Origin of the sequence: Burkholderia sp. LAS2 (assembly GCF_018417615.1) — a bacterium.
GTDB classification, from domain to species: domain Bacteria; phylum Pseudomonadota; class Gammaproteobacteria; order Burkholderiales; family Burkholderiaceae; genus Burkholderia; species Burkholderia sola.
Genome location: NZ_CP071052.1, coordinates 2,126,826 through 2,147,870, shown reverse-complemented (window position 1 = coordinate 2,147,870; position 21,045 = coordinate 2,126,826). Strand labels below are relative to the sequence as shown.

Below are 21,045 nucleotides of genomic sequence, written 5' to 3'. Positions count from 1 at the left end.
CAGGGTCATCCAGCCTTTAGGTCATTGGCTGCTCGCCGTGGCCGCTTCACGTTCGCGCGCGATTTCGGCCTTCTGCTCTTCCGCCGACGAGCACGCGACCAGAATGCTGCAGTTCACGCGATCGAGCAGTTGCGTATTGCCCGACCCCATCCACCATCTCGACAATCCGCTGCGGCACCGGTGGCCGACGACGACGAGGTCGACCTTCAGCTCCGACGCGAGATTCGCGATTTCGTCGATCGGATAACCGAATGCGAAATGGCCTTCGGCCTGGACGCCGCGCTCGCGCAGCCAGTTCACGCCTTCCTGCAGGATTTCGCGCGCGGTTTCCTCGAAGCGGCCGCATGCGACGTCGGTCAGCAAACCCGCGCTTTGCGCGATGCTCGAACGCATGTCCACGACCGACAGCAAGTGCGTTTCGGCCTTCAGGTCCATTGCGAGATTGGCGCCGTAACGCAGCGCCTTGCGCCCTTCGAGCGTGCCGTCGTAACACAGCAAAATCTTGTTGTAGCTAGCCATGAAGCCTCCCTATCGCGACAACGAGCCTACGCATTCATCATGGTGCGCCGCAATTCAGGACGCAAGGGATGGAAAACGCTGATTCGCCCCGCTCGGCGCGTGCGCGATGATGCAGTGCACGATCGGTGCGTGCTTGCCTCGCACCGTGCGCGCATGCCCTCAAGCGATGCAGCGATGCACTAGAATGGCCCCGTTCCACGTCCGGCGGGCCAGCTCGCGCCGGCGTCGTATGCTTCGGCCATGCCCATGTGACACGCCTTCGCGCGATCCGTTCGCACACGGGCCGCGGGCCGGGCAGCGGAACGCACCCGCTTACAACGACAACACGCCCATGTCCGTCGCACCAATCGATTTCCGCAACGTCGAAAAGCGCTATGGCGACAAGCTCGTCGTCAATGGCCTGTCCTTCAACGTGAAGGCCGGCGAATGCTATGGTCTGCTCGGGCCGAATGGCGCCGGCAAGACCACGACGCTGAAGATGCTGCTCGGCCTCGCGCATCCCGACGCAGGCACGATCGCGCTGTGCGGCGAACCGGTTCCATCACGCGCACGACATGCACGCCGGCGAGTCGGCGTCGTCCCGCAGTTCGACAACCTCGACCCCGACTTCACGGTCCGAGAAAACCTGCTCGTGTTCAGCCGCTATTTCGGGATGTCCGCGCAGGCCGCACGCGCGCTCGTGCCGCCGCTGCTCGAATTCGCGAAGCTGGAAAACAAGGCCGATGCAAAAGTCGGCGAACTGTCGGGCGGCATGAAGCGCCGCCTCACGCTCGCCCGCGCGCTCGTCAACGATCCCGACGTGCTGGTGCTCGACGAGCCGACGACGGGCCTCGATCCGCAGGCGCGCCACCTGATGTGGGAGCGGCTGCGCTCGCTGCTCGCGCGCGGCAAGACGATCCTGATCACCACGCATTTCATGGAAGAAGCCGAGCGCCTGTGCGATCGGCTGTGCGTGATCGAGGAAGGCCGCAAGATCGCCGAAGGTGCGCCGCATGCACTGATCGAATCGGAGATCGGCTGCGACGTGATCGAGATCTACGGGCCGGATCCGGTCGCGCTGCGCGACGAGTTGTCGGCATTCGCGAAGCACACCGAGATCAGCGGCGAGACGCTGTTCTGCTATGTAACCGACCCCGAACCGGTCAGCGCACGACTCACGGGCCGCCCGGGGTTGCGCTATCTGCATCGCCCGGCCAATCTGGAGGATGTGTTCCTGCGGCTCACGGGCCGCGAGATGCAGGACTGATCGACCATGGACGTCCGCAACTATTCCGCCACCACGCCATCGGCCCCGCCGCGCGCGTCGCGCTTCGCGATCGCGATGCCGGCGAACGCAAGCAACTGGGTCGCCGTCTGGCGGCGCAACTATCTCGTGTGGCGCAAGCTCGCGCTCGCGTCGATGTTCGGCAATCTCGCCGATCCGATGATCTATCTGTTCGGGCTGGGTTTCGGGCTCGGCCTGATGCTCGGCCATGTCGACGGCGTGTCGTATATCGCGTTCCTCGCGGCCGGCACGGTCGGCTCGAGCGTGATGATGTCCGCGAGCTTCGAATCGATGTATTCGGGTTTCTCGCGGATGCACGTGCAGCGCACGTGGGAAGCGATCATGCATACGCCGCTCGCGCTCGGCGACATCGTGCTCGGCGAGATCGTCTGGGCGGCCAGCAAGGCGATGCTGTCGGGGAGCGCGATCATGCTCGTCGCGGGCGTGCTCGGCTACGCGGCGTTTCCGTCGATGCTCGCGGTGCTGCCCGTGATCGCGCTGGCCGGCCTCGCGTTCGCCAGCCTCGCGATGATCGTCACGGCGCTCGCGCCATCCTACGATTTCTTCATGTTCTACCAGACGCTCGTGCTGACGCCGATGCTGCTGCTGTCGGGCGTGTTCTTCCCGATCACGCAGTTGCCGCCGCTCGCGCGGCACGCGGCGCAGGCGCTGCCGCTCGCGAATGCGGTCGAGCTGATCCGGCCTGCGATGCTCGGTCGGCCGGCGACCGACATCGCGTTGCACGTCGTGGTGCTCGCCGGCTACGCGGTCGGCGGGTTCCTGCTGTCCGCGTGGCTGTTCCGGCGGCGGATGATGCGCTGACGGCCGGCGCGTCGGGCACCAGGCGCCGGGCACCGGCTTCATGCGACGACGTTACTCGTCATCGTCGCTCCACGGAATTTCGACGTCGGTCAGGAACGCGACGGTCGCGAGCGGGCCGCCTTCCTGGCGGCCGAGCTTGCCGTCCGCGCGATGCCATTCGACGCGGAACTGCGTGCCCGGATCGTCGGCCACCAGATAGACCGTGCGCAGTTCTTCCTTGTCGGCTTCGTTCACCGGGCCGTCGAACGACACCAGCATCTTCTGCGGCCACAGGCCGTTGACCGGATCGTAGATGCGATCGCCTTGCGGAATGTCGATGCTGGCCTCGACGCCGATCGTTGCGGATGCCTCGATGATCATCGTGCCGAGCGCGTTCAGCACGGCAGTCGCCCGCGCGGAATTGGCCTGGCGGATCGCGAGATCGCCGCGCGTCAGCGCCTTTTCGAGTCGAGGATGGATCTTCGGTTGGGTCATGCGTTTTCCTGTTTGCTTCTTGTAAAGGGCGCCGCACGCGTGAAGCGGCGGCGCCGGATGAATACGAATGCGACGCGTGCGCCGGGCCGGCGTGTCGCCCGCGTTGTCAGAACCCGAACGCGATCGCGAGCAAGCCGCTCACGATCCCGAATACGACGACGAGCGTCGCGACGATCGCCAGCATGTAGGGCTTGAACGAACGCGCGAGCATCGCGAGCGACGGCACGCTGATCGGCGGCAGCGTCATCAGCAGCGCGGCGGCCGGACCGACGCCCATGCCGAGCGACAGCATCGCCTGGATGATCGGCACCTCGCCGGCCGTCGGGATCACGAACAGCATGCCCGCGAACGCGAACGCGACGATCCAGCCGAGATGATTGCCGATGTCCGGGCCGATGTGCGGAAACAGCCACGCGCGCGCGGCGCCGAGCAGCAGCACGAGCACGATGTATTCGGGCACGAGCCGCACGGCCATGCGCGCGAGCAGTTTCATCCAGCGGACGAACGGATTGCCGGCAGCGGCCTGTTCGGCCGCCAGCGCGGCGAGCTGCGCATCGTCGATGCTGCGGTCTTCGGGGCGCGCGATGCGGTTCAGCAGATAGCCGATCCCGAACACCATCGCGATGCCCAGCACGAGGCGCAGCGCGCTCCAGTGCCAGCCGAGCACGAAGCCCATGAACACCAGCGCGGCCGGATTCAGCACCGTATTGCCGAGCCAGAACGCGACCGCGCCGCCCGGCGATGCATGGCGCGCACGCAGGCCGGCGACGACCGGCGCCGCGCAGCACGTGCACATCATCCCGGGCAGCGACAGCAGCCCGCCCGCGGCGACGCTGCCGAAGCCCGTGCGGCCGAGCACGCGCGCCACCCAATGCGCGGGCAGCAGCGCCTGCACGGCCGAGCCGAGCAGCAGGCCGAGCACCATCGCCTGCCAGATCGCCTTGCCGTATGCCCATGCGTAGTCGAGCGCCGCCTTCAGCGACGGCTCGGGTGCGGCCGCCGACGTGCCCATCAGGATCGACTGGCCGATCGAATGGTGCTCGGCGGCAACGAACGCCTTGTTGTAGTACGGGAACCATTTTACGTAGAACAGTCCCGCGACCGCGATCAGCAGGAAGGTCATCCAGCCGAGGGCCGGGTTCGGTTGGGTGCGTGTGGTCGTCATCGTGTGGTGATCGTCGATTGGTTTTGGTCGGTTTCGGATGTCGTGCCGCCGGCAAGCGCGGCCGATGCGGGCAATCCGGCCTGCGCGAGTTCGGCCAGCAGCGTGCGCGCCTGAGCGCGTACGTCGTCCGCGTTGGGCCGGAACGTGAACGTCAGCGCGCGGTTCGGCTTGTCGTATGTCGCGCGATACGTGCGTGCGTAGGCGGGATCGTAATGTCTGTCGATCAGTTCGGTGAACAGATCGGCCCGCGCGCCGGCATCGATCAGCGCCTTCCAGCGCATCACCTCTTCGCGGCTGTGCAGGCCGATCAGCCGATGAAGCTGCGCCTTGAATGCGTCCGGTTCGTCGAACAGGTGCGCGTAATCGTCGAGCAGGAACGCGATCCGCTCGTCGTGCGCCGCTTCGACCTGCACCCACGGCCCCGCGTGAAACGCTTCGATCAGCGCGATCGGCAACTGCACGAGCCCGATCCTGCGGCTTTCCGACTCGACGAATACTGGCCATTGGGAGTTGAAACGCCCGAGCGTCTCGACGAGCCCGGAATCGAACCCCTTTTGCGTGGGCTGCGGCTTGCCCGGCAGCGCGCCGAGCAGGGAGCCGCGATGGCACGCGAGTGCTTCGAGATCGAGCGTCTGCGCGCCCACGTCGCGCAGCGCGTTCAGCAGGCGTGTCTTGCCGCAGCCCGTATGGCCGACGAGCGCGATGTAGCGAAAGCGCGTCGGCAGCGAGTCGAGCGTCGCGCACACCGACCGGCGGTATGCCTTGTAGCCGCCGTCGAGCTGGCGCGCCTTCCAGCCGATCAGGTTGAACCAGGTCGTCATCGAGCCCGAACGCTTGCCGCCGCGCCAGCAGTAGATCAGCGGTCGCCAGTTGCGCGGCCGGTCGGCGAACGTCGTGTCGAGATGGCGTGCGATGTTGCGCGCGACGATCGCCGCGCCGACGCGCGTCGCCTCGTACGGCGACACCTGCCGGTACATCGTGCCGACGAGCACGCGCTCTTCGTTGCTGAGCACGGGCGCGTTCAGCGCGCCGGGGATATGGTCCTCGGCGAACTCGAGCGGCGTGCGCACGTCGATGATCTCGTCGAACTCGCCGGCGCGATCGAGGGTGACAATCAGGTTCTTCAATTTGGCGTCGAACAGGGGCGATGCGGCTCGGGGAGCCGCATGGGCACGGAAGGCGGATTGACGATTATCTCACGGGCCGGCGTCCCGGGCCTCGTGCGGCAGTCGGCGACGACGACGCGGCCTGCATCGCGTCGATCAGATGGTCGCGGAACGCGCGCACCGACGCGGGCAGATCGCGCCCGGCCATCGTCTGCACCTGGATGCTGCGTTCGCGCAGTTGCGGGTTCGTCACCGGCACGACGACGAAGCCGTCCGCATCGGCGCGATCGCGCACCGACAACAGCCCCGTGAACATCACCGCACCCGTGCGGCGCGCGTAGCCGTACATCGCCGCTGTGTTGTTACTGGTCAGTTCGGGCTCGAGCAGCAGCCCGTCGAGCGCGCACGCGATGTCGATCAACTGGCGCACCGTCGTGCCGGCCTCGGGCAGCACGTGCGCGTGCCGCGCGACATCGGCAAGCGACACCGCATCGCGCGCCGCGAGCGGGTGATCGTGCCGGACCAGCGCAAAGACCGGCGCGCGCTCGGTGTGGTCGACGCGCACGCCTTTCTCCGGCGCGAGGCTGAACGTCAATGCGATGTCCGCATCGCCGTCGCGCACGCGCCGGGTCGCGTCCGCCGGCGATACGACCCATACGGTGAAATCGACGCCCGGGTGGCGCGCCTTGAAGCTCGCGAGCACGCCGGGCAGGAAATCGATCGCGAACCCTTCCGAGCACGCGATCTTCAGCAGGCTGCCGTGCAGCGCGTCGAGCCCGCCGATGTCCTTCATCACGTGCTCGGCCTCCAGCAGGCTGCGCTGCGCGAACGCCAGCAACCGCTCCCCCGCCTCCGACAACGCCATCCCGCGCGGCCGCCGCTCGAACAGCGGCGCGCCGAGCTCGCTCTCCAGCTTCGCGATCTGGCGGCTGATCGCCGACACGGCCACGTGCAGCCGCGCGGACGCGTCGCTGATCGAGCCGGTACGCGCCACCTCGACGAAATACCGCAACCCCAGGCCATGCAGGAAAGCCGCCATCGTTCTGTCTCCGCGCCGCATCCGGCCGCGCTGCTTTGCCTTTTCGGCAAAGAAATGTTCGAAATTCGATCATTGTGACAAAAAAAGCGGCTTTCTAGAATCGATCGCACTTCACGTTGCCTGCGCGGCCCGCGCACGGCGAACCCGACCGAGGAGACACGATTTGAGCCGTACCGCCGCCATCCAGCATGCGCTGAACCAGTTCGAATCCGGCGCGTTCTTCACGACCCTGAGCCGCCGCGTCGGCCTGCGCACCGAAAGCCAGGAATGCGGCAGCGGCGCCGCGCTGCGCGCCTATCTGACCGACGAGATCGCGCCCGAGGCCGCCCGCCTCGGTTTCACGTCGCGGATCGTCGACAACCCGGTCGACGGCGGCGGCCCGTTCCTGCTCGCGTCGCGCCACGAAGACGACGCGCTGCCGACCGTGCTGATCTACGGCCACGGCGACGTCGTGCGCGGCTACGACGCGCAGTGGCGCGCGCCGCTGTCGCCGTGGACGCTGACGGCCGACGGCGATCGCTGGTATGGCCGCGGCAGCGCCGACAACAAGGGCCAGCACACGATCAACCTCGCCGCGCTGGCGAGCGTGCTCGATGCGCGCGGCGGCCGGCTCGGCTTCAACGCGAAGCTGCTGATCGAAATGGGCGAGGAAACCGGGTCGCCGGGGCTCGACGCGCTGTGCCGCCAGGAGCGCGACGCGCTGGCGGCCGACGTGCTGATCGCGTCGGACGGCCCACGCATCGCCGCCGCGCGCCCGACGGTCTTCCTCGGCTCGCGCGGCGCGGTCAACTTCAAGCTGAGCCTGCGCGCCCGCGACGGTGCGCATCATTCCGGCAACTGGGGCGGACTGCTGCGCAATCCGGCGATCGTGCTCGCGCATGCGCTCGCGAGCCTCGTCGACGCGCGCGGCGCGATTCGCGTCGCGGGGCTGCGCCCGCCGCCGATCCCGGCCGCGGTGCGTGACGCGCTCGCCGATCTTTCCGTCGGCGGCGGCCCCGGCGACCCGGCGCTCGACGCCGACTGGGGCGAGCCCGGCCTGTCCGCGGCCGAACGCGTATTCGGCTGGAACACGTTCGAGATCCTCGCGTTCAAGGCCGGCAATCCGGAGCACCCCGTCAACGCGATCCCGCCCGCCGCGTATGCGCACTGCCAGTTGCGCTTCGTCGTCGGCACCGACTGGGAAGCACTGCATGCGCACCTGCGCGCGCACCTCGATGCGCACGGCTTCGCCGACATCGAGATCGACGTCGAGCGCGGCGCACCGGCGACGCGCGTGCCGCCGGACGATCCGTGGGTGCGCTGGGCCGTCGCGTCGCTCGCGCGCACCACCGGCAAGAAGCCCGCGATCCTGCCGAATCTCGGCGGCACGCTGCCGAACGAGGTGTTTGCCGACACGCTCGGGCTGCCGACGCTGTGGGTGCCGCACTCGTACCCGGCGTGCTCGCAGCACGCGCCCGACGAGCATCTGCTCGCGAGCGTCGTCAGCGAGGGGCTGCAGATGATGGCCGGCCTCTTCTGGGATCTCGGCGACGACGCGCCGCCCGTTCGCCGCGCGGCATCCGCCGCGGCCGGCGCCGCCCTGTAACGCGCTTCGCCCCTTTCACGGGATCTGCACACACGATGAATACGACCACCCTCACCGCGCAGGACGCCGCGCGCCCGAGCGCCGCGAAAATCCGGCGCATCATCTTCGCCGCGTCGATCGGCAACGCGCTCGAATGGTTCGACCTGATCGTCTACGGCTTCTTCGCGGTGACGATCGCCAAGCTGTTCTTCCCCGCCACGAGCGAAGCGACGTCGCTGATGCTGACGCTCGGCACGTTCGGGCTGTCCTACCTGATCCGGCCGATCGGCGGCTTCGTGCTCGGCGCGTATGCCGACCGCGCGGGCCGCAAGGCGTCGCTGCTATTGTCGATCGCGATGATGATGGCCGGCACGCTGCTGATCGCGCTGATGCCGACCTACGCATCGATCGGCATGCTCGCGCCGCTCGGGATCATGCTGTCGCGGCTGATGCAGGGCTTTTCCGCGGGCGGCGAATTCGCGAGTTCGACCGCATTTCTCGTCGAACACGCGCCGCAGCGGCGCGGTTTCATGTCGAGCTGGCAGTTCGCGAGCCAGGGCCTCGCGACGTTGCTCGCGTCGGGCTTCGGCGCGCTGCTGACGGCCACGCTGACTTCCGCGCAACTCGAAAGCTGGGGCTGGCGCGTGCCGTTCCTGTTCGGGCTCGCGATCGGCCCGGTCGGGCTGTATATCCGCCGCTACGTCGACGAAGGCGTCGAGTTCAAGACGCAGGCGCGCTCCGAGGCGCCGGTTCGCGAGCTGTTCGCTGACCAGAAGGTGCGGCTGCTGCTGTCGATCGGCGCGCTCGTGATCTCGACCGCGGTCAACTACATGATCCTGTACATGCCGACCTACGCGATCAAGCAGCTCGGGCTGCCGGCATCGACGGGCTTCGCGGCGACGCTCGCGACCGGTTTCGTGCTGACGCTCGTCACGCCGGTCGTCGGCCATCTGTCCGACCGCACCGGGCGGATCCGCATGATGGCGGTCGCGGCCGTGCTGATGCTGCTGACCGTGTGGCCGACGTTCGCGTGGCTCACGCGCCACGCGTCGTTCGCGACGATGCTCGCCGCACTGATCTGGATCGGCGCGCTGAAGGCGATGTACTGCGGCGCGCTGCCGGCGCTGATGGCCGAACTGTTCCCGTCGCAAACACGCGCCACCGGGCTCGCGGTCAGCTACAACACCGGCGTCACGCTGTTCGGCGGCTTCGCGCCGTTCGTCATCACCTGGCTGATCAGCACGACCGGCAACCGACTGTCGCCGGCGCTCTATCTGATGGGATGCGCGCTGCTGAGCCTCGCCGCGTTGTTCGTCGCGCGCACGCGGCTGAAGATGCGCTGACGCGAGAAACGACGGCGCGGCGCGGCGCCGCCGCAACCGCCCGACTCGGCCCGTCGCGGCATCGCTGCCGCGCGGGCCGCGTGCCGTTTACGGCGCCGGGTTCGGCTGCCGTTCGTGCAATGCGTCGATCTCGGCGAGGATCTCGTCGGACAGCGTCACGTCGACGCTGCCGATGTTCTCCTTCAACTGCTCGAGCGACGTCGCGCCGACCAGGTTGCTGCGCACGAACGGGCGGCTGTTGACGAACGCGAGCGCCAGTTGCGCGGGCGACAGCCCGTGACGCCGCGCGAGCGCGACGTAACGCGACGTCGCCTCGACGGCCTGCGGCTTGCTGTAGCGCTGGAAACGCTCGAACAGCGTGATGCGCGCACCGGCCGGACGCGCGCCGTTCTCGTACTTGCCGGACAGCCAGCCGAACGCAAGCGGCGAATACGCGAGCAGGCCGACGCCGTCGCGATGCGTGAATTCCGACAGCCCGTTCTCGAACGTGCGGTTCAGCAGGCTGTACGGATTCTGGATGCTCGCGATGCGCGGCAGCCCGAGCTTTTCGGCCGCGCGCAGGAACTGCGCGACACCCCACGGCGTTTCGTTCGACACGCCGATCGCGCGCACCTTGCCGGCCTTCACGAATTCCGCGAGCACGCCGAGCGTTTCCTCGATCGGCACCGTGTATGTGTCGTCGACCCACGGATACGCGGGCCGGCCAAACGTGGTCGTGCTGCGATCGGGCCAGTGCAACTGGTAGAGATCGACATAGTCGGTCTGCAGGCGCTTGAGGCTGCCGTCGAGCGCTTCGGTCAGGTTCTTGCGGTCGAACTGGTTGCCCTCGCCGCGAATATGGCGCGGATTGTGCGGCTGCCGCGCCGGCCCCGCGATCTTCGTCGCGAGCACGATACGGTCGCGCTGCGCGCGATGCTGCGCGATCCAGGTGCCGATGTATTGCTCGGTGCGGCCCTGCGTGTCGGGCTTCGGCGGCACCGGATACATCTCCGCGGCGTCGATCAGCGTCACGCCCTGCCCGAGCGCGTAGTCGATCTGCTCGTGCGCGTCGCGCTCCGAATTCTGCTCGCCCCACGTCATCGTGCCGAGACCGATCAGGCTGACCTCGAGACCCGAATCGCCGAGTGTGCGGTATTCCATGCTGTTCCTGTCGCGTCGGTGGAAAGCAGGAAAGCTATCACATTGACGCAACTGCTTCAGGCAGGCGCGGCGCACGCTTACAGGCGGCCTCCAGCGCTGCCCCGCGCGTTCACGCGCCCGCCCGGATGCGGCCGCGCTCCGTCACTGCGGTCGCTGGATGAAGCAGGTCGCCGACGCATGCGCGACGATCTTGTCGTCCGGCGTCTTCAGCGTGCCCTCCGCGACGCCCAGCGAACGCGACAGGTGAATCACGCGTCCTTCCGCGATCAGGTCGACGTCGCGCGGCACGGGCCGCAGCATCTTCACGTGCAGATCGACGGTGCCGTAACCGACGCCCGCGTCGAGCATCGAATGTACCGCGCACCCGGTGACCGAATCGAGCACCGTCGCGGCGAACCCGCCGTGCACGCCGCCCAGCGGGTTCAGGTGCCGGCCGTCCGCCCGCGCCGAAAACTTCACATAACCGAGCTCGACGTCGAGCGGGCGCATCGGAATCGTCTCGGAAATCGACGCAAGGGGCGCGTCTCCGGACGCGGCGGCACGCAGCAGATCGAGGCCAGACAGGGAAAGCGGGTTCATCGGGTTGTCTCCGGGTTGAAAGCGCGTCGCCGCGCGAGTAAGTTCTAAATTGGAACTCATTATTGTCAACGAGGCGGGCCGTTGTCAACGCGGCTGCGCCCGTTGCGACCGAAGGCGGGTTCTATAATCGAACCCGCTATTTCGCTGAACCGCCGCAAGACTGCCGCAACGGGCACGAGACTCGACAATGAAATGGGATGACATCGGCACGCTGAACTGTTCGGTCGCGCGCACGCTCGCCGTGCTCGGCGACCGCTGGACCATGCTGATCCTGCGCAACGCATTCCTCGGCTGCCGCCGCTTCGACGCGTTCCAGGCCCAGCTTGGCCTGACGCGCCACGTGCTGGCCGAACGGCTCGCGCGGCTCGTCGACGAAGGCGTGCTCGTCAAGCGCGCGTATCAGGAACGCCCGCCGCGCTTCGAATACCGGCTGACGGAAAAGGGCCTCGACCTCTACCCGGCCCTGCTCGCGCTGATGGCGTGGGGCGATCGCTGGAAGGACGACGGCCAGGGGCCGCCGGTGCAATTACGCCACCGGGCCTGCGGGCAACTGATGCACGCGGTCACCGTATGCTCGGCTTGCGGCGAACCGCTCGACGCACGCGACGTGAAGCCCGAGCCGGGGCCCGGATGGATCGCGTCCGACGGGACCGAGGCGTCCGCATCCACGGATTGACGATACGTCGCGCACGGATGTCGTTCCGACGCGCCTGCTAGACATACGCTTGGGCCACAGGCCGCATCGAGTCGCAGTCCGCCCGCCGGCGCACGCATCGTTCGCACGCCGGTGCGCCGCAACGGCAAACGCAATCGCCTGCCATCGCCGGCACTATCGCTGTGCGTTGATCGCCCGCTCGCCCGCACCGGCTGCATAACGCAACTTTGCGTCACCCTGTCCACCCCTGCCGATCACTGCGCACGCCCTCGTTTCGCATCCGCGCGTGACCGGGCCGGCATGCGTGCGTTACACTCACGGCCCGCTGTCTCGAAATTATTCGCTGTCCAAGATGTTGTCGCGCAATCGCCTCGCCGCCGCCTGTCTCGCCGCTTCCCTGCTCGCCACACCCTTCGCCGCCTTCGGCAAGACGCAAAGCGAATCGCTGCTCCAGCAAGCGATCGACCTCGTGTCGCGATGGCTGCCGGCCCCCACTCACGAAGCCCCCGCGACCCAGGTCGTCGAATCGGCATTCTCGCCCGACGGCGGCGCCGAGGCGCTCGTGCTGAAAGCGATTGGGGCGGCGCGCAGCTCGATCCGGGTCGCCGCGTACTCGTTCACGTCGCCGCCCGTCGCGCGCGCGCTGCTTGCCGCCAAGCGCCGCGGCGTCAACGTCGCGGTGGTCGTCGACGACAAGGGCAATCGCGCGAAGAGCAGCAAGCAGGCATTGAACCTGCTCGTCAACGCCGGCATCCCGACGCGCACGATCGATGCCTATGCGATCCATCACGACAAGTACCTCGTGATCGACGCCGAGCACGTCGAAACGGGTTCGTTCAACTACAGTGCGTCGGCGGCCAGCCGCAATTCCGAGAACGTCGTCGTGGTCTGGAACAACCCGCAACTCGCGTCACGCTACCTCACGCACTGGCAAAGCCGCTTCGACCAGGGCACGCCGTATCGCTCCAGCTACTGACGCCGACACACGCTTTCTCGTGGCGCTCGCCCCTCGCATTTCCGCCGCCGCGTTGCAGATGATCGGCGAGCATGGCGCGATGTTCAATTCGGCCGAATGGCCAGCACGCGGCGTCGCGAAGCGCCCTTCACGCGCGACGCGCCGCGTTCAATGGATTTCCGGCGCCCGCCCGGTCGCGACGCGCGCAGGCGCGCTCGCGACACAACGGCTCGCGTGCCCGTCCGCGCCGCTGGCCGAATTCGCCGACAGCCCGTGGTCGCCCATCGGCAGCACGCTGCGCACGCACGCGGTGCTGAACATCAGCGTGTTCTGAACCAGCGGGTAAAGGAGATACAGCGCAAACGCGAGATAGCCCGCGTACAGAATTCGAACCATGGTGCGATCGGATGAGATGAGATGAACGATTGGACTCGTCGTGTTTACGGCAGGGCGACGCGCGCCCTTGAGGCATCGCGGGTCCGATTCCGCATCGGGACGGAACGCGGGCCGATGCCCCTCGCTTCTCGCCGCATCTTCATCGACACTCGCGAACCCGATCGCCGCCGCGGCGGGAGTTGCAGCGTGGCGATGCATCGAACCGTGCGCAATACTGTTCGACGAACCATGACCGACCTGACAGTCGGGACACGAGACAAGACTCACGCAAATCGCACCGAAACCGGCCGACGTGGCGGCCCGGTCGGACACGTTGCCTATGATCCCGCCCGCCATCGCACCGTCGCCGACCTGCTTGGCTCGGCCGATCGGCGGATGGACTAACACAAGCAGCGCGGCCGGACGGCCCGCGCATGACCGCCGACGAGCCAGGCCGGCGCGGCGCGATCAAGCCGCCGCGCTGCCCGTCGCCGCCGTCGCCGCGCTCGTGCGACGGTGTCGATTCAACTGCCGCAGGGCGGCGCGCTGGCCATGGCGTCCGCGATCTGCTCGGGCGTCAGATCGCGCTGATGCGTCGCCAGCGACCAGCGATGCCCGAACGGATCCTCGACCTGCCCGTAACGATCGCCCCAGAACATGTCGGCCGCCGGAATCGTGACCGTCGCACCGGCCGCGACCGCCCTCTCGATCGCCGCATCGGTGTCCGGCACGTACAGATGCAGGCAGACGGGCGTGCCTTTCAGCGCCTTCGGCCCCAGCGCGCCGTGTTCGGGCATTTCATCGACCAGCATCAGCGTCGAATCGCCAATCGCCAGGCACGCATGCGCGAGCCGGCCGTCGGGCATCGCGAGGCGAAACTGTTCGGTCGCATTGAACGCGCGCTTGTAGAAGTCGATGGCGGCGGTAGCGCCCGCACAAATCAGGTGCGGGGTCAGCGTGCGCATCCCTTCCGGGATCGGCTTGACGGATGTGGCCATGGTGTCGCTCCTTCAGTCGGTTGTCGTATCGAAAATCGGGACGGACGCGCGATGCGCACGCCTCCGATGCTACGACGGACGACTCCCGCGGAAATCGACACGGCGCCCGGGATTTTTCTGTTTGCTCGAGTGACGGGGGCGCGCAGGAAGCCGCATCGGGCGTTACCGGCCCGTTCGGTCGGCCGGTTGGTCCGGCAAGCCGAACTGCCGGCGGCAAGCCTCCAGCAACGCGGCCACCGCGTCGAGCGGAAGATCGGCAAACCGGGCAATCGGCAGCATCACGCCGCCCGGCACCTTCGTACGGGAAGAATGTACGGAGAACTGGTAGCCGATGTAACGATTACCGGCGACGCTGACGATCCGGAATTCAGCGACGTCCCGCCACGGCGTGACGGGTTTTTCGCGGGCGGAACCGATCAGCCGGAAGCCCGTCTCGTCGACCTGCAGCGCCAGCTTGCGCCGCGACGAGACGAACAACGCGGCACTGGCGAGCCCCAGCAACGCGGCCAGCGCCGCTAGCGGCCAGAGCGTCGGGGCGGCCACGTAACCGCACAGGCTCGCCGCGCCCAGCCCCGCACACACGACCGCCCTGCTTTTCAGGCTTCGGCTGTCGACCGCGAGCGTCACCGGCAACGCGCCGGTGACCGTTCCCGCAACGGGATCGACGTGCCAGCCGGAATCCGTCGTTTCGCGTTCGTCGTTCATTGCTCGCCGGCTCGTGTCGACGGCCGCCCGTCCATCGACGCAGGCGACATGTCGGGATTCCGATTCCGTTTGCACGCATCACGCGCCATCGCGCCGACGCCGGTCAATTGCATACGTTGACGGTACCGTTGGTCGTGCATTGACCGACGGCCGCGTGACTCTGCCCGGCCAGACGAGGCGCGACGCCGATGCCGCGAATCGGCGCGGCCGGCGGCGACGATGCGGGAACGGTCGTCGACGCGGTTTCGGGCGACGGGTGCACGGGCGTCGGCCCGGACGCGGTCTGGCAGGCGGCAAGCGCCAGACAAAGCGCGAATGCCAGCGGAAAAATGGCGAATCTGGACATGGTCGTGGGCGCGTTCGCGCGATTCGGTTGGGGAAACGGCTCGCGGTCAGATCTGCGGCAGATCGCGCAACGTGCGCGACTCGCTCGTTGCATCGATGTCGAGCTCGATGCCTTCCGACGCATCGCGATACAGCACGCGTTTCAGCCTGGGCCCGATTGCGGTGGTGTCCGAGGCCGAGAAGATCGCGCGGACATCGTTACCGGACGCAAGCGCGCGCGCCACGTCCGCCACCGGGGCCTCGCGGGGCGTCGCCGCCCACGAGCGATCGGCCGGGTTCACGGCCGCCCAGCGCACGTGCGTCACGCGCGCGCTGAGCGGATCGATTCGGACACCATTCACCGCGAACGTCGACATCGGCATCTCCCTTGAATTTTTGCGGCCGGCCACATGCATGCGGCGCGCTGCGAACAGCCCGGATCCCGCGGGCGCGGCGCACACGGCCCGCGATCGGGTGCGCGGCTCCGGCCAACGCGATTTTCGATGATACATTGGGACGCTTTGCAACCGTCAACAGACAATCGTGTACGGGAGAAACACATGAGCGACGCCTGGGGAACCTTCCCTGCCAGAATGGGCGACCATCAGGCTTTCATCAGCTTCAATCACGGCTTTGCGGAAATCGCCGAAGGCGATCCGCGCACGTCGCTGCTCAGCGTGCGCGTCCCCTTTGCACATCCGTCGCCCGAAGGTCTGCCGACCGGCGACGAATTCGCCGATCTCGCGAAGATCGAGGATCTGCTCGACGCCGCGATCGTCGCGAAAGGCGGCGTGCAGGTCGGCCGCATCACCGTCGACGGCAACCGGGATTTTCTTTTCTACGTGCCGTTCGACGAAGAGGCGGCCGCGGAGATCGTCGACTCGCTGGCCGACCAGACGACCTATGCGCTTCAGTATGCCCATCAGGACGACCCGGACAAGACGACATACTGGCAGACGCTCTACCCGACCGACGACGACTGGCAGATCATGCGCGACATGCGCACGCTGGATGCGCTGCGGCAGCAAGGCGACGCGCCGGACGTGAGCCGGCGCGTGATGCACTGGGCGTACTTCCCCGACCCGAGCGACGCGCACCAGTTCGCGGACTGGGCCGAAGCGAAAGGCTATCCGGTCGAATCGGTCGCGCCGACCGAGGACGGCAAGTCGGCGGTGCGGTTTTCGCACGAAGGCACGATGGCGCTCGCCGACATCACGCGCCACACGGTCGCGCTCAATCGCGAGGTGCGCGCGCTCGGCGGGAACTATGACGGATGGGAAACCAGCGTCGAACAGGCGGGCTGAGCGGAGCGCGATGCCCGTGACGCGCGATGTGACGTGACGCAAAAAACATCCCGGCAGCGCTGTGACGCGCCGCCGGGACAAGGCATCGCCGGCAAAGACCGGCGATGGGCCTGAGGGTTCGCTCAGGCACGAGGAAAGCAATTCGTCCGGATCGGGCGAACGGATGTCGGGGGGCGAACGTGTGCCGTCGCGCAGCCCGCCGAACGCCTGTCCGATTCCGCCGACGCAATCTTCCGGCGTCGGGGGGCAAAAAGCCCCCGCTCCTGCACGAGCGAGCGGGGAAACGGTTGACCGGGCCGGGGAAGAACGGTCAACCGGTCAAATTGTGATCGCGGGCTGCGCGACGGTCTGTGCGGCAACTCACCCTTTAGTGACAACGCGACGGCAACCGGCATGCGCGCGTGCCGGCGAATACCATCGTGATTCAAGCGCGAGGAACCGGCCGACCGCGTTCGGTTTTTCATTCCAGCCTTTTATTTCTTTTTAATTCAAATCTCGTTTTCAGACCCGCGGCAGTTTCCGGTAAGTCGCGGATATTGTCAAAGCAGGATTATTCTATTTTTTTTGCGCAATGCGATTTCCATCTCATTTTTATGTGCGGAATTTCTTGCGCGCAATGATCTACGTCACGAAAACACGCGTTCGTCGCTACAACGCACCACTGGAAAACCAGTCGACCATCCTATCGATCCAGTCGAGATTGCCGGCGATTTCAATAGCGGCGCCGCCGACGATTTCGGCTGTCGACAGATCTGCCGCCACCACGCCGGTTGCCACCGCGCGCGCCTTCGCAATCTCGGCCGAGGCAACGGGCCTCGGATCGGCCAGCCGCGCCAGCCAGTCGACGATATTGGCGCGCGCGTCCGCCTCATCGGCGAAATCGTTCCGCTCGAGAAAACGATCGAACACGATCCACCCGAGCGTCTTGCTGCGTACCTCGGACTCGAGTTGCCTGTCGACAACGGCGGTACGGCCGGACTCCGTGATTTCGAGCGTTGCCGTGAAGCGGTAATCGAGATGGTCGATCTCGAGTTTCGACGACTTGGCCTCTCCGTTCAATGTGCCCTCTCAGTTTTCGTGATGCCCGGTGCGTGACGCGTGCTTCGCCACACAGTATGAATCTTGCGTGAATTTCGCGCAGCGCTTCATTCTCGCTGGCCGTATCGCAATATTGTTGCGGCCCGTCGATATGGGCCGTCAACGGATGGCCGCCCCCATTCCTTTTGCAGATTGAGCCGCAAGTCGCTCTGTTTTCCTATTTTTGGTCTCGACCTGCTGCGCAGCCGTCCGCGCTGCTAAACTCGGATCACAAAGACCGCTTGCGCTACCAGAGGAAATAATGACGCTCGCTCACGCACGACAAAGCGGCGTAGATGTCTGGATCGTCCAGCTTCCCGGGCACGTTCCCTATGCCTACACGCACCTCAAGCGGGTATTCTCGTCCGACGACTCTCGCCATCGGGTCGTGACGATCGACCTGAGGAAACTGCTCGCCTGCGCCGACCGAGACACCACCGACTATGTGTTGCCGTCGGTCCAGTACTGGGCCCCTGGAAAAGCCGCGGGCATTCGCGAATTCCTCGATCCGGGCCAGGACCGGATTCCGGACATGCCGTTCATCACGTTTCGCGAGACGAGAACGCGAACGTTGCTCGGCATTCCCGGCCTGTCGAAAATCGGCGTCGCATCGTTCCGTAACGGCCAGCATCGCGCGCGCTATCTCGCCCATGCCGGCGCGACGATCTTGCCCGTCGAAATTCATGAGACCGAAGCCGATTTGCTTGTGCGGTATTGCGGCGAGTGAGGGCAAAGTCCGTTCGGCTTTCACCCGGCGCTTCCCTAGCAGCCAGGCGCAATTGCACTCGCTTGCCGCCGCTCGCATCGATGCCGGCCGGCGTTCAAGCGTGGATTGCGTAAATCCGGTCGGTGACTTGCGTCTGGCCGATGCGACACGTTTCGACACCGGCCAATTGCCAGCCGTTGTGTTCGTAGAACCCGATCGCACGCACGTTGCCCTCGAGTACCTGCAGATGGACCTTGTCCACGCCGATCGAGCGAGCCCATGCGCGAACGGCTTCGATCATGCGCTTGCCCGTGCCGCCGCCGTGATGCGAAGGATGAACGTGCAGGCAGTCGAGCAGCACACCCAGCGCCGGATCGACGGGGCGCTCGGCGCTGACGAAGCCGACGGGCTCGCCGTTCGACTCGGCGATCAGCACGAGACCCCACTCACTCTCGTTGCGATCGAAATAGTTGCGCCACCGGATCGCATGCTCCGTCGGCACCTCATCGGACAGATAGCTGGCCGGAAGGATGTGGCTATAGGCGGTTTGCCAGCTCAGCGTGTGCAGGCGAGCAATGTGGCTCGCGTCGGGCCGCGTCGCGGCGCGCAGTGTGACCCGGGTGTCCGGCATCGATAGCCACTCCTCGTGTAGGTTCTCTTGATCGGCCTGTGTCGTCGCAAAATATACCGCGCTTTGCGGGATGCATTTCGCAGGGCTTGTCGGCGATCGTCGGCGAGCGCCCAAAAAAAATCCCGACACCTTCTCCGGTCGTCGGGATCGAACGGCCCTGCAAAGCATGAGGGCACGAGGAAGGTCCTACATTACACGCATGTAAGACTGTTGCGCTTTGTCGGTTTGCGCCAAGCCCTTGTTCGATTCCGCCAATCAGCCGGTTACGAGCGGCCGTAAACGAAAAAAGCCTGCTCGCGTTTAGCGCGAGCAGGCAAGAAAACGGATCAGCATTCGAGGCACGAGGGCTGTCCAGAGAAGATAACGGCACGGCGCGCGGGAACCTTAGGCGGAAAAGGAAACGGCGCGAGCATGGGTACGAACGTTGTCAGCGCAACGACAAGGAAACGCGCTACGAAGCAGGCCCGGGGGCCTCGTCGCCATCTCCGTCATCCACATCGGCGATGCGGGACAAGCGGCCATCCGTCGATACCACGAACGATCGCGCGCCCGATTTCGATACCTGCCCGCGTCGTCTCATTCGAGGTCTCATATTCGGTAGCGAAGTCATATCGCCGGGGCGAGTCGATTTATGCAACCGCCCTTTTGACGCGCACGAGGCCGAAATGGCGCCGTGGTTGATTCGCTGAATACGGGAATGCCACTTCGTTAAAGAAGCCGAGACCAAGACACGCATTAGCTGTGTCCGAACGCCAGAAAGCAAAAAGCCCGGCTCAACGAACCGGGCTTTTTGCTTGAATTTGTTGGGGTGGCTGATGGGACTCGAACCCACGACGACAGGAATCACAATCCTGGACTCTACCAACTGAGCTACAGCCACCACTGATACTGCTTGCTTCGTTTCGCTGTTTTGTTTCAGCAGCGAAGAACAAGATTATACGAACACTTTTGAATCTTGCAAAGCCTTTTTTTCAAAAAATTCTTCGGCTTCGTTCAGATGCGCGCGTGCCTCGTCGAACACGGCCAGATCGCCGCGTGCGAGCTTCTTGTTGTCGGACAGCACGCGACGCCAGCCACGCGCGCCCGGCATGCCGCGATACAGCCCCAGTGCGTGCCGCACGATCGCGCCGAGGTAGGTGCCGCGCTTCAGCTCGGCCGCGCAATACGCGATCAGTTGCGCTTCGGCCGCTTCGCGCGTCGGCACCGCCGCGCTCGATCCATAGAAGCGCGCATCGACCTCCGCCAGCACGTACGGGTTGTGATACGCCTCGCGGCCGAGCATCACGCCGTCGACATGCTCCAGATGCTGCGCGACTTCATCGAGCGTCGTGATGCCACCATTGATCACGATCTCCAGCGACGGAAAATCGCGCTTCAACCGATACGCATAGTCGTACTTGAGCGGCGGGATCTCGCGATTCTCCTTCGGCGACAGCCCCTTCAGGATCGCGTTGCGGGCATGCACGACGAACGTTTCGCAACCGGCCTCGGCCACCGTGCCGACGAAGTCGCGCACGAACGCGTAGTCCTCGACCGCATCGACGCCGATCCGGTGCTTGACCGTGACCGGCACCGACACCGCATCGCGCATCGCCTTCACGCAGTCGGCGACGAGCTGCGGCTCGTTCATCAGGCATGCACCGAACGCGCCGCGTTGCACGCGCTCGGATGGGCAACCGCAATTCAAGTTGATTTCGTCGTAGCCCCACTGCTCGCCGAGCTTCGCCGCGCGCGCGAGGTCGTCCCGCTCGCTGCCGCCGAGTTGCAGCGCGACCGGCGATTCGCTCGGCGTGAACGCAAGATGCCGCTGGGCATCGCCGAACAGCAGCGCGCCCGTCGTGATCATCTCCGTATACAGCCACGTATTGCGCGTCAGCGTGCGGTGGAACGACCGGCAATGGCGGTCGGTCCAGTCGAGCATTGGCGCGACCGATACACGGCGGGGAGGAAGCGAGGACGAAACGGACATGGAATTCGGGTACAGGCCAGGCGGCGCGGAAACAACCGGGTATTTTACCGCAATCCCGGCCATGCCCGCCCGACACGCGCGCTACCGGTCGCCCAGCTCCGCATCGACCGCCCGGCGCGCCTCGTCGAACACGCGCTCGATCACGTGCCGCTCGGTTAGCAGCATCCCGTCGACCTTGACCAGCCGCCAGTCGATCCGCACGGTATCTCCTCGCAGCACGCGGTAATGCGCATGCTCACCGTCCCAGACCTGCTCGGTCTTCACCTCGATCTCGAAGCCGCGGTACGGCTCGCTGAAATCGCCGAGGTCGCTGCCTCTCGGTTCCATCGCG

At 66.3% G+C, this 21,045-nt stretch carries 24 protein-coding genes and 1 tRNA gene; 8 read left to right on the top strand and 17 right to left on the bottom strand.

The genetic code is table 11. The features are described 5' to 3' along the window. Nucleotides 1-21 precede the first annotated feature (21 nt). Entirely contained in the window at nucleotides 22-519 is a 498-nt protein-coding gene (locus JYG37_RS10040) for a universal stress protein (RefSeq protein ID WP_089467374.1), read from the bottom strand. A 331-nt stretch (nucleotides 520-850) separates the two neighbouring features. Here JYG37_RS10040 and nodI point away from each other — a divergent pair, with 331 nt between their 5' ends. Together nodI and JYG37_RS10030 are read left to right on the top strand one after the other, a co-directional pair. Then, nucleotides 851-1,765, top strand: coding sequence for a nodulation factor ABC transporter ATP-binding protein NodI (gene nodI / locus JYG37_RS10035; protein WP_050012576.1), 915 nt, complete (start codon nucleotides 851-853; stop codon nucleotides 1,763-1,765). A 6-nt stretch (nucleotides 1,766-1,771) separates the two neighbouring features. Further along, nucleotides 1,772-2,605 (top strand): ABC transporter permease, encoded by an 834-nt coding sequence (locus tag JYG37_RS10030; protein WP_050012575.1) that lies wholly within the window; start codon nucleotides 1,772-1,774, stop codon nucleotides 2,603-2,605. Between the two features lie 51 nt (nucleotides 2,606-2,656). Here the strand turns inward: JYG37_RS10030 and JYG37_RS10025 are convergent, their stop codons facing one another. From JYG37_RS10025 to JYG37_RS10010, 4 genes are all read right to left on the bottom strand, one after another. After that, complete coding sequence (locus tag JYG37_RS10025) at nucleotides 2,657-3,079, bottom strand: hypothetical protein (protein ID WP_050012574.1); 423 nt, start codon at nucleotides 3,077-3,079, stop codon at nucleotides 2,657-2,659. 106 nt (nucleotides 3,080-3,185) lie between these two features. After that, nucleotides 3,186-4,244 (bottom strand): permease, encoded by a 1,059-nt coding sequence (locus JYG37_RS10020; protein WP_124630402.1) that lies wholly within the window; start codon nucleotides 4,242-4,244, stop codon nucleotides 3,186-3,188. Continuing rightward, complete coding sequence (gene mnmH, locus JYG37_RS10015; protein WP_213346061.1) at nucleotides 4,241-5,371, bottom strand: tRNA 2-selenouridine(34) synthase MnmH; 1,131 nt, start codon at nucleotides 5,369-5,371, stop codon at nucleotides 4,241-4,243. Before mnmH ends, JYG37_RS10020 begins: the two co-directional genes overlap by 4 nt. Before the next feature lie 64 nt (nucleotides 5,372-5,435). Then, a complete protein-coding gene (locus tag JYG37_RS10010; protein ID WP_050012572.1) occupies nucleotides 5,436-6,389 on the bottom strand; it encodes a LysR substrate-binding domain-containing protein in 954 nt (317 codons plus the stop codon). Between the two features lie 163 nt (nucleotides 6,390-6,552). Between JYG37_RS10010 and JYG37_RS10005 the strand changes: the two genes are divergently transcribed. Together JYG37_RS10005 and JYG37_RS10000 are read left to right on the top strand one after the other, a co-directional pair. Further along, entirely contained in the window at nucleotides 6,553-7,974 is a 1,422-nt protein-coding gene (locus JYG37_RS10005; protein ID WP_124630404.1) for a M20 family metallopeptidase, read from the top strand. 35 nt (nucleotides 7,975-8,009) lie between these two features. Beyond that, nucleotides 8,010-9,296 carry an MFS transporter gene (locus JYG37_RS10000; RefSeq protein WP_124630405.1) on the top strand — a complete coding sequence of 429 codons (1,287 nt, stop codon included), beginning with the start codon at nucleotides 8,010-8,012 and terminating at the stop codon, nucleotides 9,294-9,296. A gap of 87 nt (nucleotides 9,297-9,383) precedes the next feature. On the opposite strand, the gene JYG37_RS09995 is transcribed toward JYG37_RS10000, so the two are convergent. Together JYG37_RS09995 and JYG37_RS09990 are read right to left on the bottom strand one after the other, a co-directional pair. After that, complete coding sequence (locus JYG37_RS09995; RefSeq protein ID WP_213346060.1) at nucleotides 9,384-10,436, bottom strand: NADP(H)-dependent aldo-keto reductase; 1,053 nt, start codon at nucleotides 10,434-10,436, stop codon at nucleotides 9,384-9,386. 141 nt (nucleotides 10,437-10,577) lie between these two features. Continuing rightward, nucleotides 10,578-11,015, bottom strand: a complete 438-nt coding sequence (locus tag JYG37_RS09990; RefSeq protein ID WP_050012568.1) for a PaaI family thioesterase — start codon at nucleotides 11,013-11,015, stop codon at nucleotides 10,578-10,580. 187 nt (nucleotides 11,016-11,202) lie between these two features. On the opposite strand from JYG37_RS09990, the gene JYG37_RS09985 reads away from it, so the two are divergent. Both JYG37_RS09985 and JYG37_RS09980 read left to right on the top strand, forming a co-directional pair. Beyond that, complete coding sequence (locus tag JYG37_RS09985) at nucleotides 11,203-11,691, top strand: winged helix-turn-helix transcriptional regulator (protein WP_124680755.1); 489 nt, start codon at nucleotides 11,203-11,205, stop codon at nucleotides 11,689-11,691. A gap of 331 nt (nucleotides 11,692-12,022) precedes the next feature. Next, nucleotides 12,023-12,646: a phospholipase D family nuclease gene (locus JYG37_RS09980; RefSeq protein WP_027784365.1), complete on the top strand. Its 624-nt coding sequence runs from the start codon at nucleotides 12,023-12,025 to the stop codon at nucleotides 12,644-12,646. Between the two features lie 147 nt (nucleotides 12,647-12,793). On the opposite strand, the gene JYG37_RS09975 is transcribed toward JYG37_RS09980, so the two are convergent. From JYG37_RS09975 to JYG37_RS09955, 5 genes are all read right to left on the bottom strand, one after another. Then, the gene (locus tag JYG37_RS09975) at nucleotides 12,794-13,021 is read right to left on the bottom strand and encodes a hypothetical protein (protein ID WP_080334187.1); all 228 of its coding nucleotides are present in this window, start codon (nucleotides 13,019-13,021) and stop codon (nucleotides 12,794-12,796) included. 503 nt (nucleotides 13,022-13,524) lie between these two features. Next, on the bottom strand, nucleotides 13,525-13,998 hold the full coding sequence (locus tag JYG37_RS09970; RefSeq protein WP_089488409.1) for a VOC family protein: 474 nt from the start codon (nucleotides 13,996-13,998) through the stop codon (nucleotides 13,525-13,527). 162 nt (nucleotides 13,999-14,160) lie between these two features. Further along, entirely contained in the window at nucleotides 14,161-14,703 is a 543-nt protein-coding gene (locus JYG37_RS09965; protein WP_213346059.1) for an aspartyl-tRNA synthetase, read from the bottom strand. Nucleotides 14,704-14,806: 103 nt separating this feature from the next. Then, nucleotides 14,807-15,049 (bottom strand): hypothetical protein, encoded by a 243-nt coding sequence (locus tag JYG37_RS09960; RefSeq protein ID WP_124556399.1) that lies wholly within the window; start codon nucleotides 15,047-15,049, stop codon nucleotides 14,807-14,809. Nucleotides 15,050-15,095: 46 nt separating this feature from the next. Beyond that, on the bottom strand, nucleotides 15,096-15,404 hold the full coding sequence (locus tag JYG37_RS09955; protein ID WP_011545327.1) for a hypothetical protein: 309 nt from the start codon (nucleotides 15,402-15,404) through the stop codon (nucleotides 15,096-15,098). Between the two features lie 183 nt (nucleotides 15,405-15,587). Here JYG37_RS09955 and JYG37_RS09950 point away from each other — a divergent pair, with 183 nt between their 5' ends. After that, nucleotides 15,588-16,331: a DUF695 domain-containing protein gene (locus JYG37_RS09950; RefSeq protein ID WP_124556397.1), complete on the top strand. Its 744-nt coding sequence runs from the start codon at nucleotides 15,588-15,590 to the stop codon at nucleotides 16,329-16,331. A 648-nt stretch (nucleotides 16,332-16,979) separates the two neighbouring features. Here the strand turns inward: JYG37_RS09950 and JYG37_RS09945 are convergent. Then, nucleotides 16,980-17,390, bottom strand: coding sequence for a hypothetical protein (locus tag JYG37_RS09945; RefSeq protein WP_124593154.1), 411 nt, complete (start codon nucleotides 17,388-17,390; stop codon nucleotides 16,980-16,982). A gap of 280 nt (nucleotides 17,391-17,670) precedes the next feature. Here JYG37_RS09945 and JYG37_RS09940 point away from each other — a divergent pair, with 280 nt between their 5' ends. After that, a complete protein-coding gene (locus JYG37_RS09940) occupies nucleotides 17,671-18,135 on the top strand; it encodes a plasmid fertility inhibition factor family protein (RefSeq protein ID WP_213346058.1) in 465 nt (154 codons plus the stop codon). A gap of 94 nt (nucleotides 18,136-18,229) precedes the next feature. Here JYG37_RS09940 and JYG37_RS09935 read toward each other — a convergent pair whose 3' ends face one another. From JYG37_RS09935 to JYG37_RS09920, 4 genes are all read right to left on the bottom strand, one after another. Then, nucleotides 18,230-18,745: a GNAT family N-acetyltransferase gene (locus tag JYG37_RS09935; protein WP_124556419.1), complete on the bottom strand. Its 516-nt coding sequence runs from the start codon at nucleotides 18,743-18,745 to the stop codon at nucleotides 18,230-18,232. 804 nt (nucleotides 18,746-19,549) lie between these two features. Continuing rightward, nucleotides 19,550-19,625, bottom strand: a tRNA-His gene (locus JYG37_RS09930). A 54-nt stretch (nucleotides 19,626-19,679) separates the two neighbouring features. Beyond that, complete coding sequence (dusA, locus tag JYG37_RS09925; protein WP_239468935.1) at nucleotides 19,680-20,666, bottom strand: tRNA dihydrouridine(20/20a) synthase DusA; 987 nt, start codon at nucleotides 20,664-20,666, stop codon at nucleotides 19,680-19,682. 129 nt (nucleotides 20,667-20,795) lie between these two features. Continuing rightward, complete coding sequence (locus JYG37_RS09920) at nucleotides 20,796-21,041, bottom strand: hypothetical protein (protein WP_050012557.1); 246 nt, start codon at nucleotides 21,039-21,041, stop codon at nucleotides 20,796-20,798. Nucleotides 21,042-21,045: the final 4 nt, after the last annotated feature.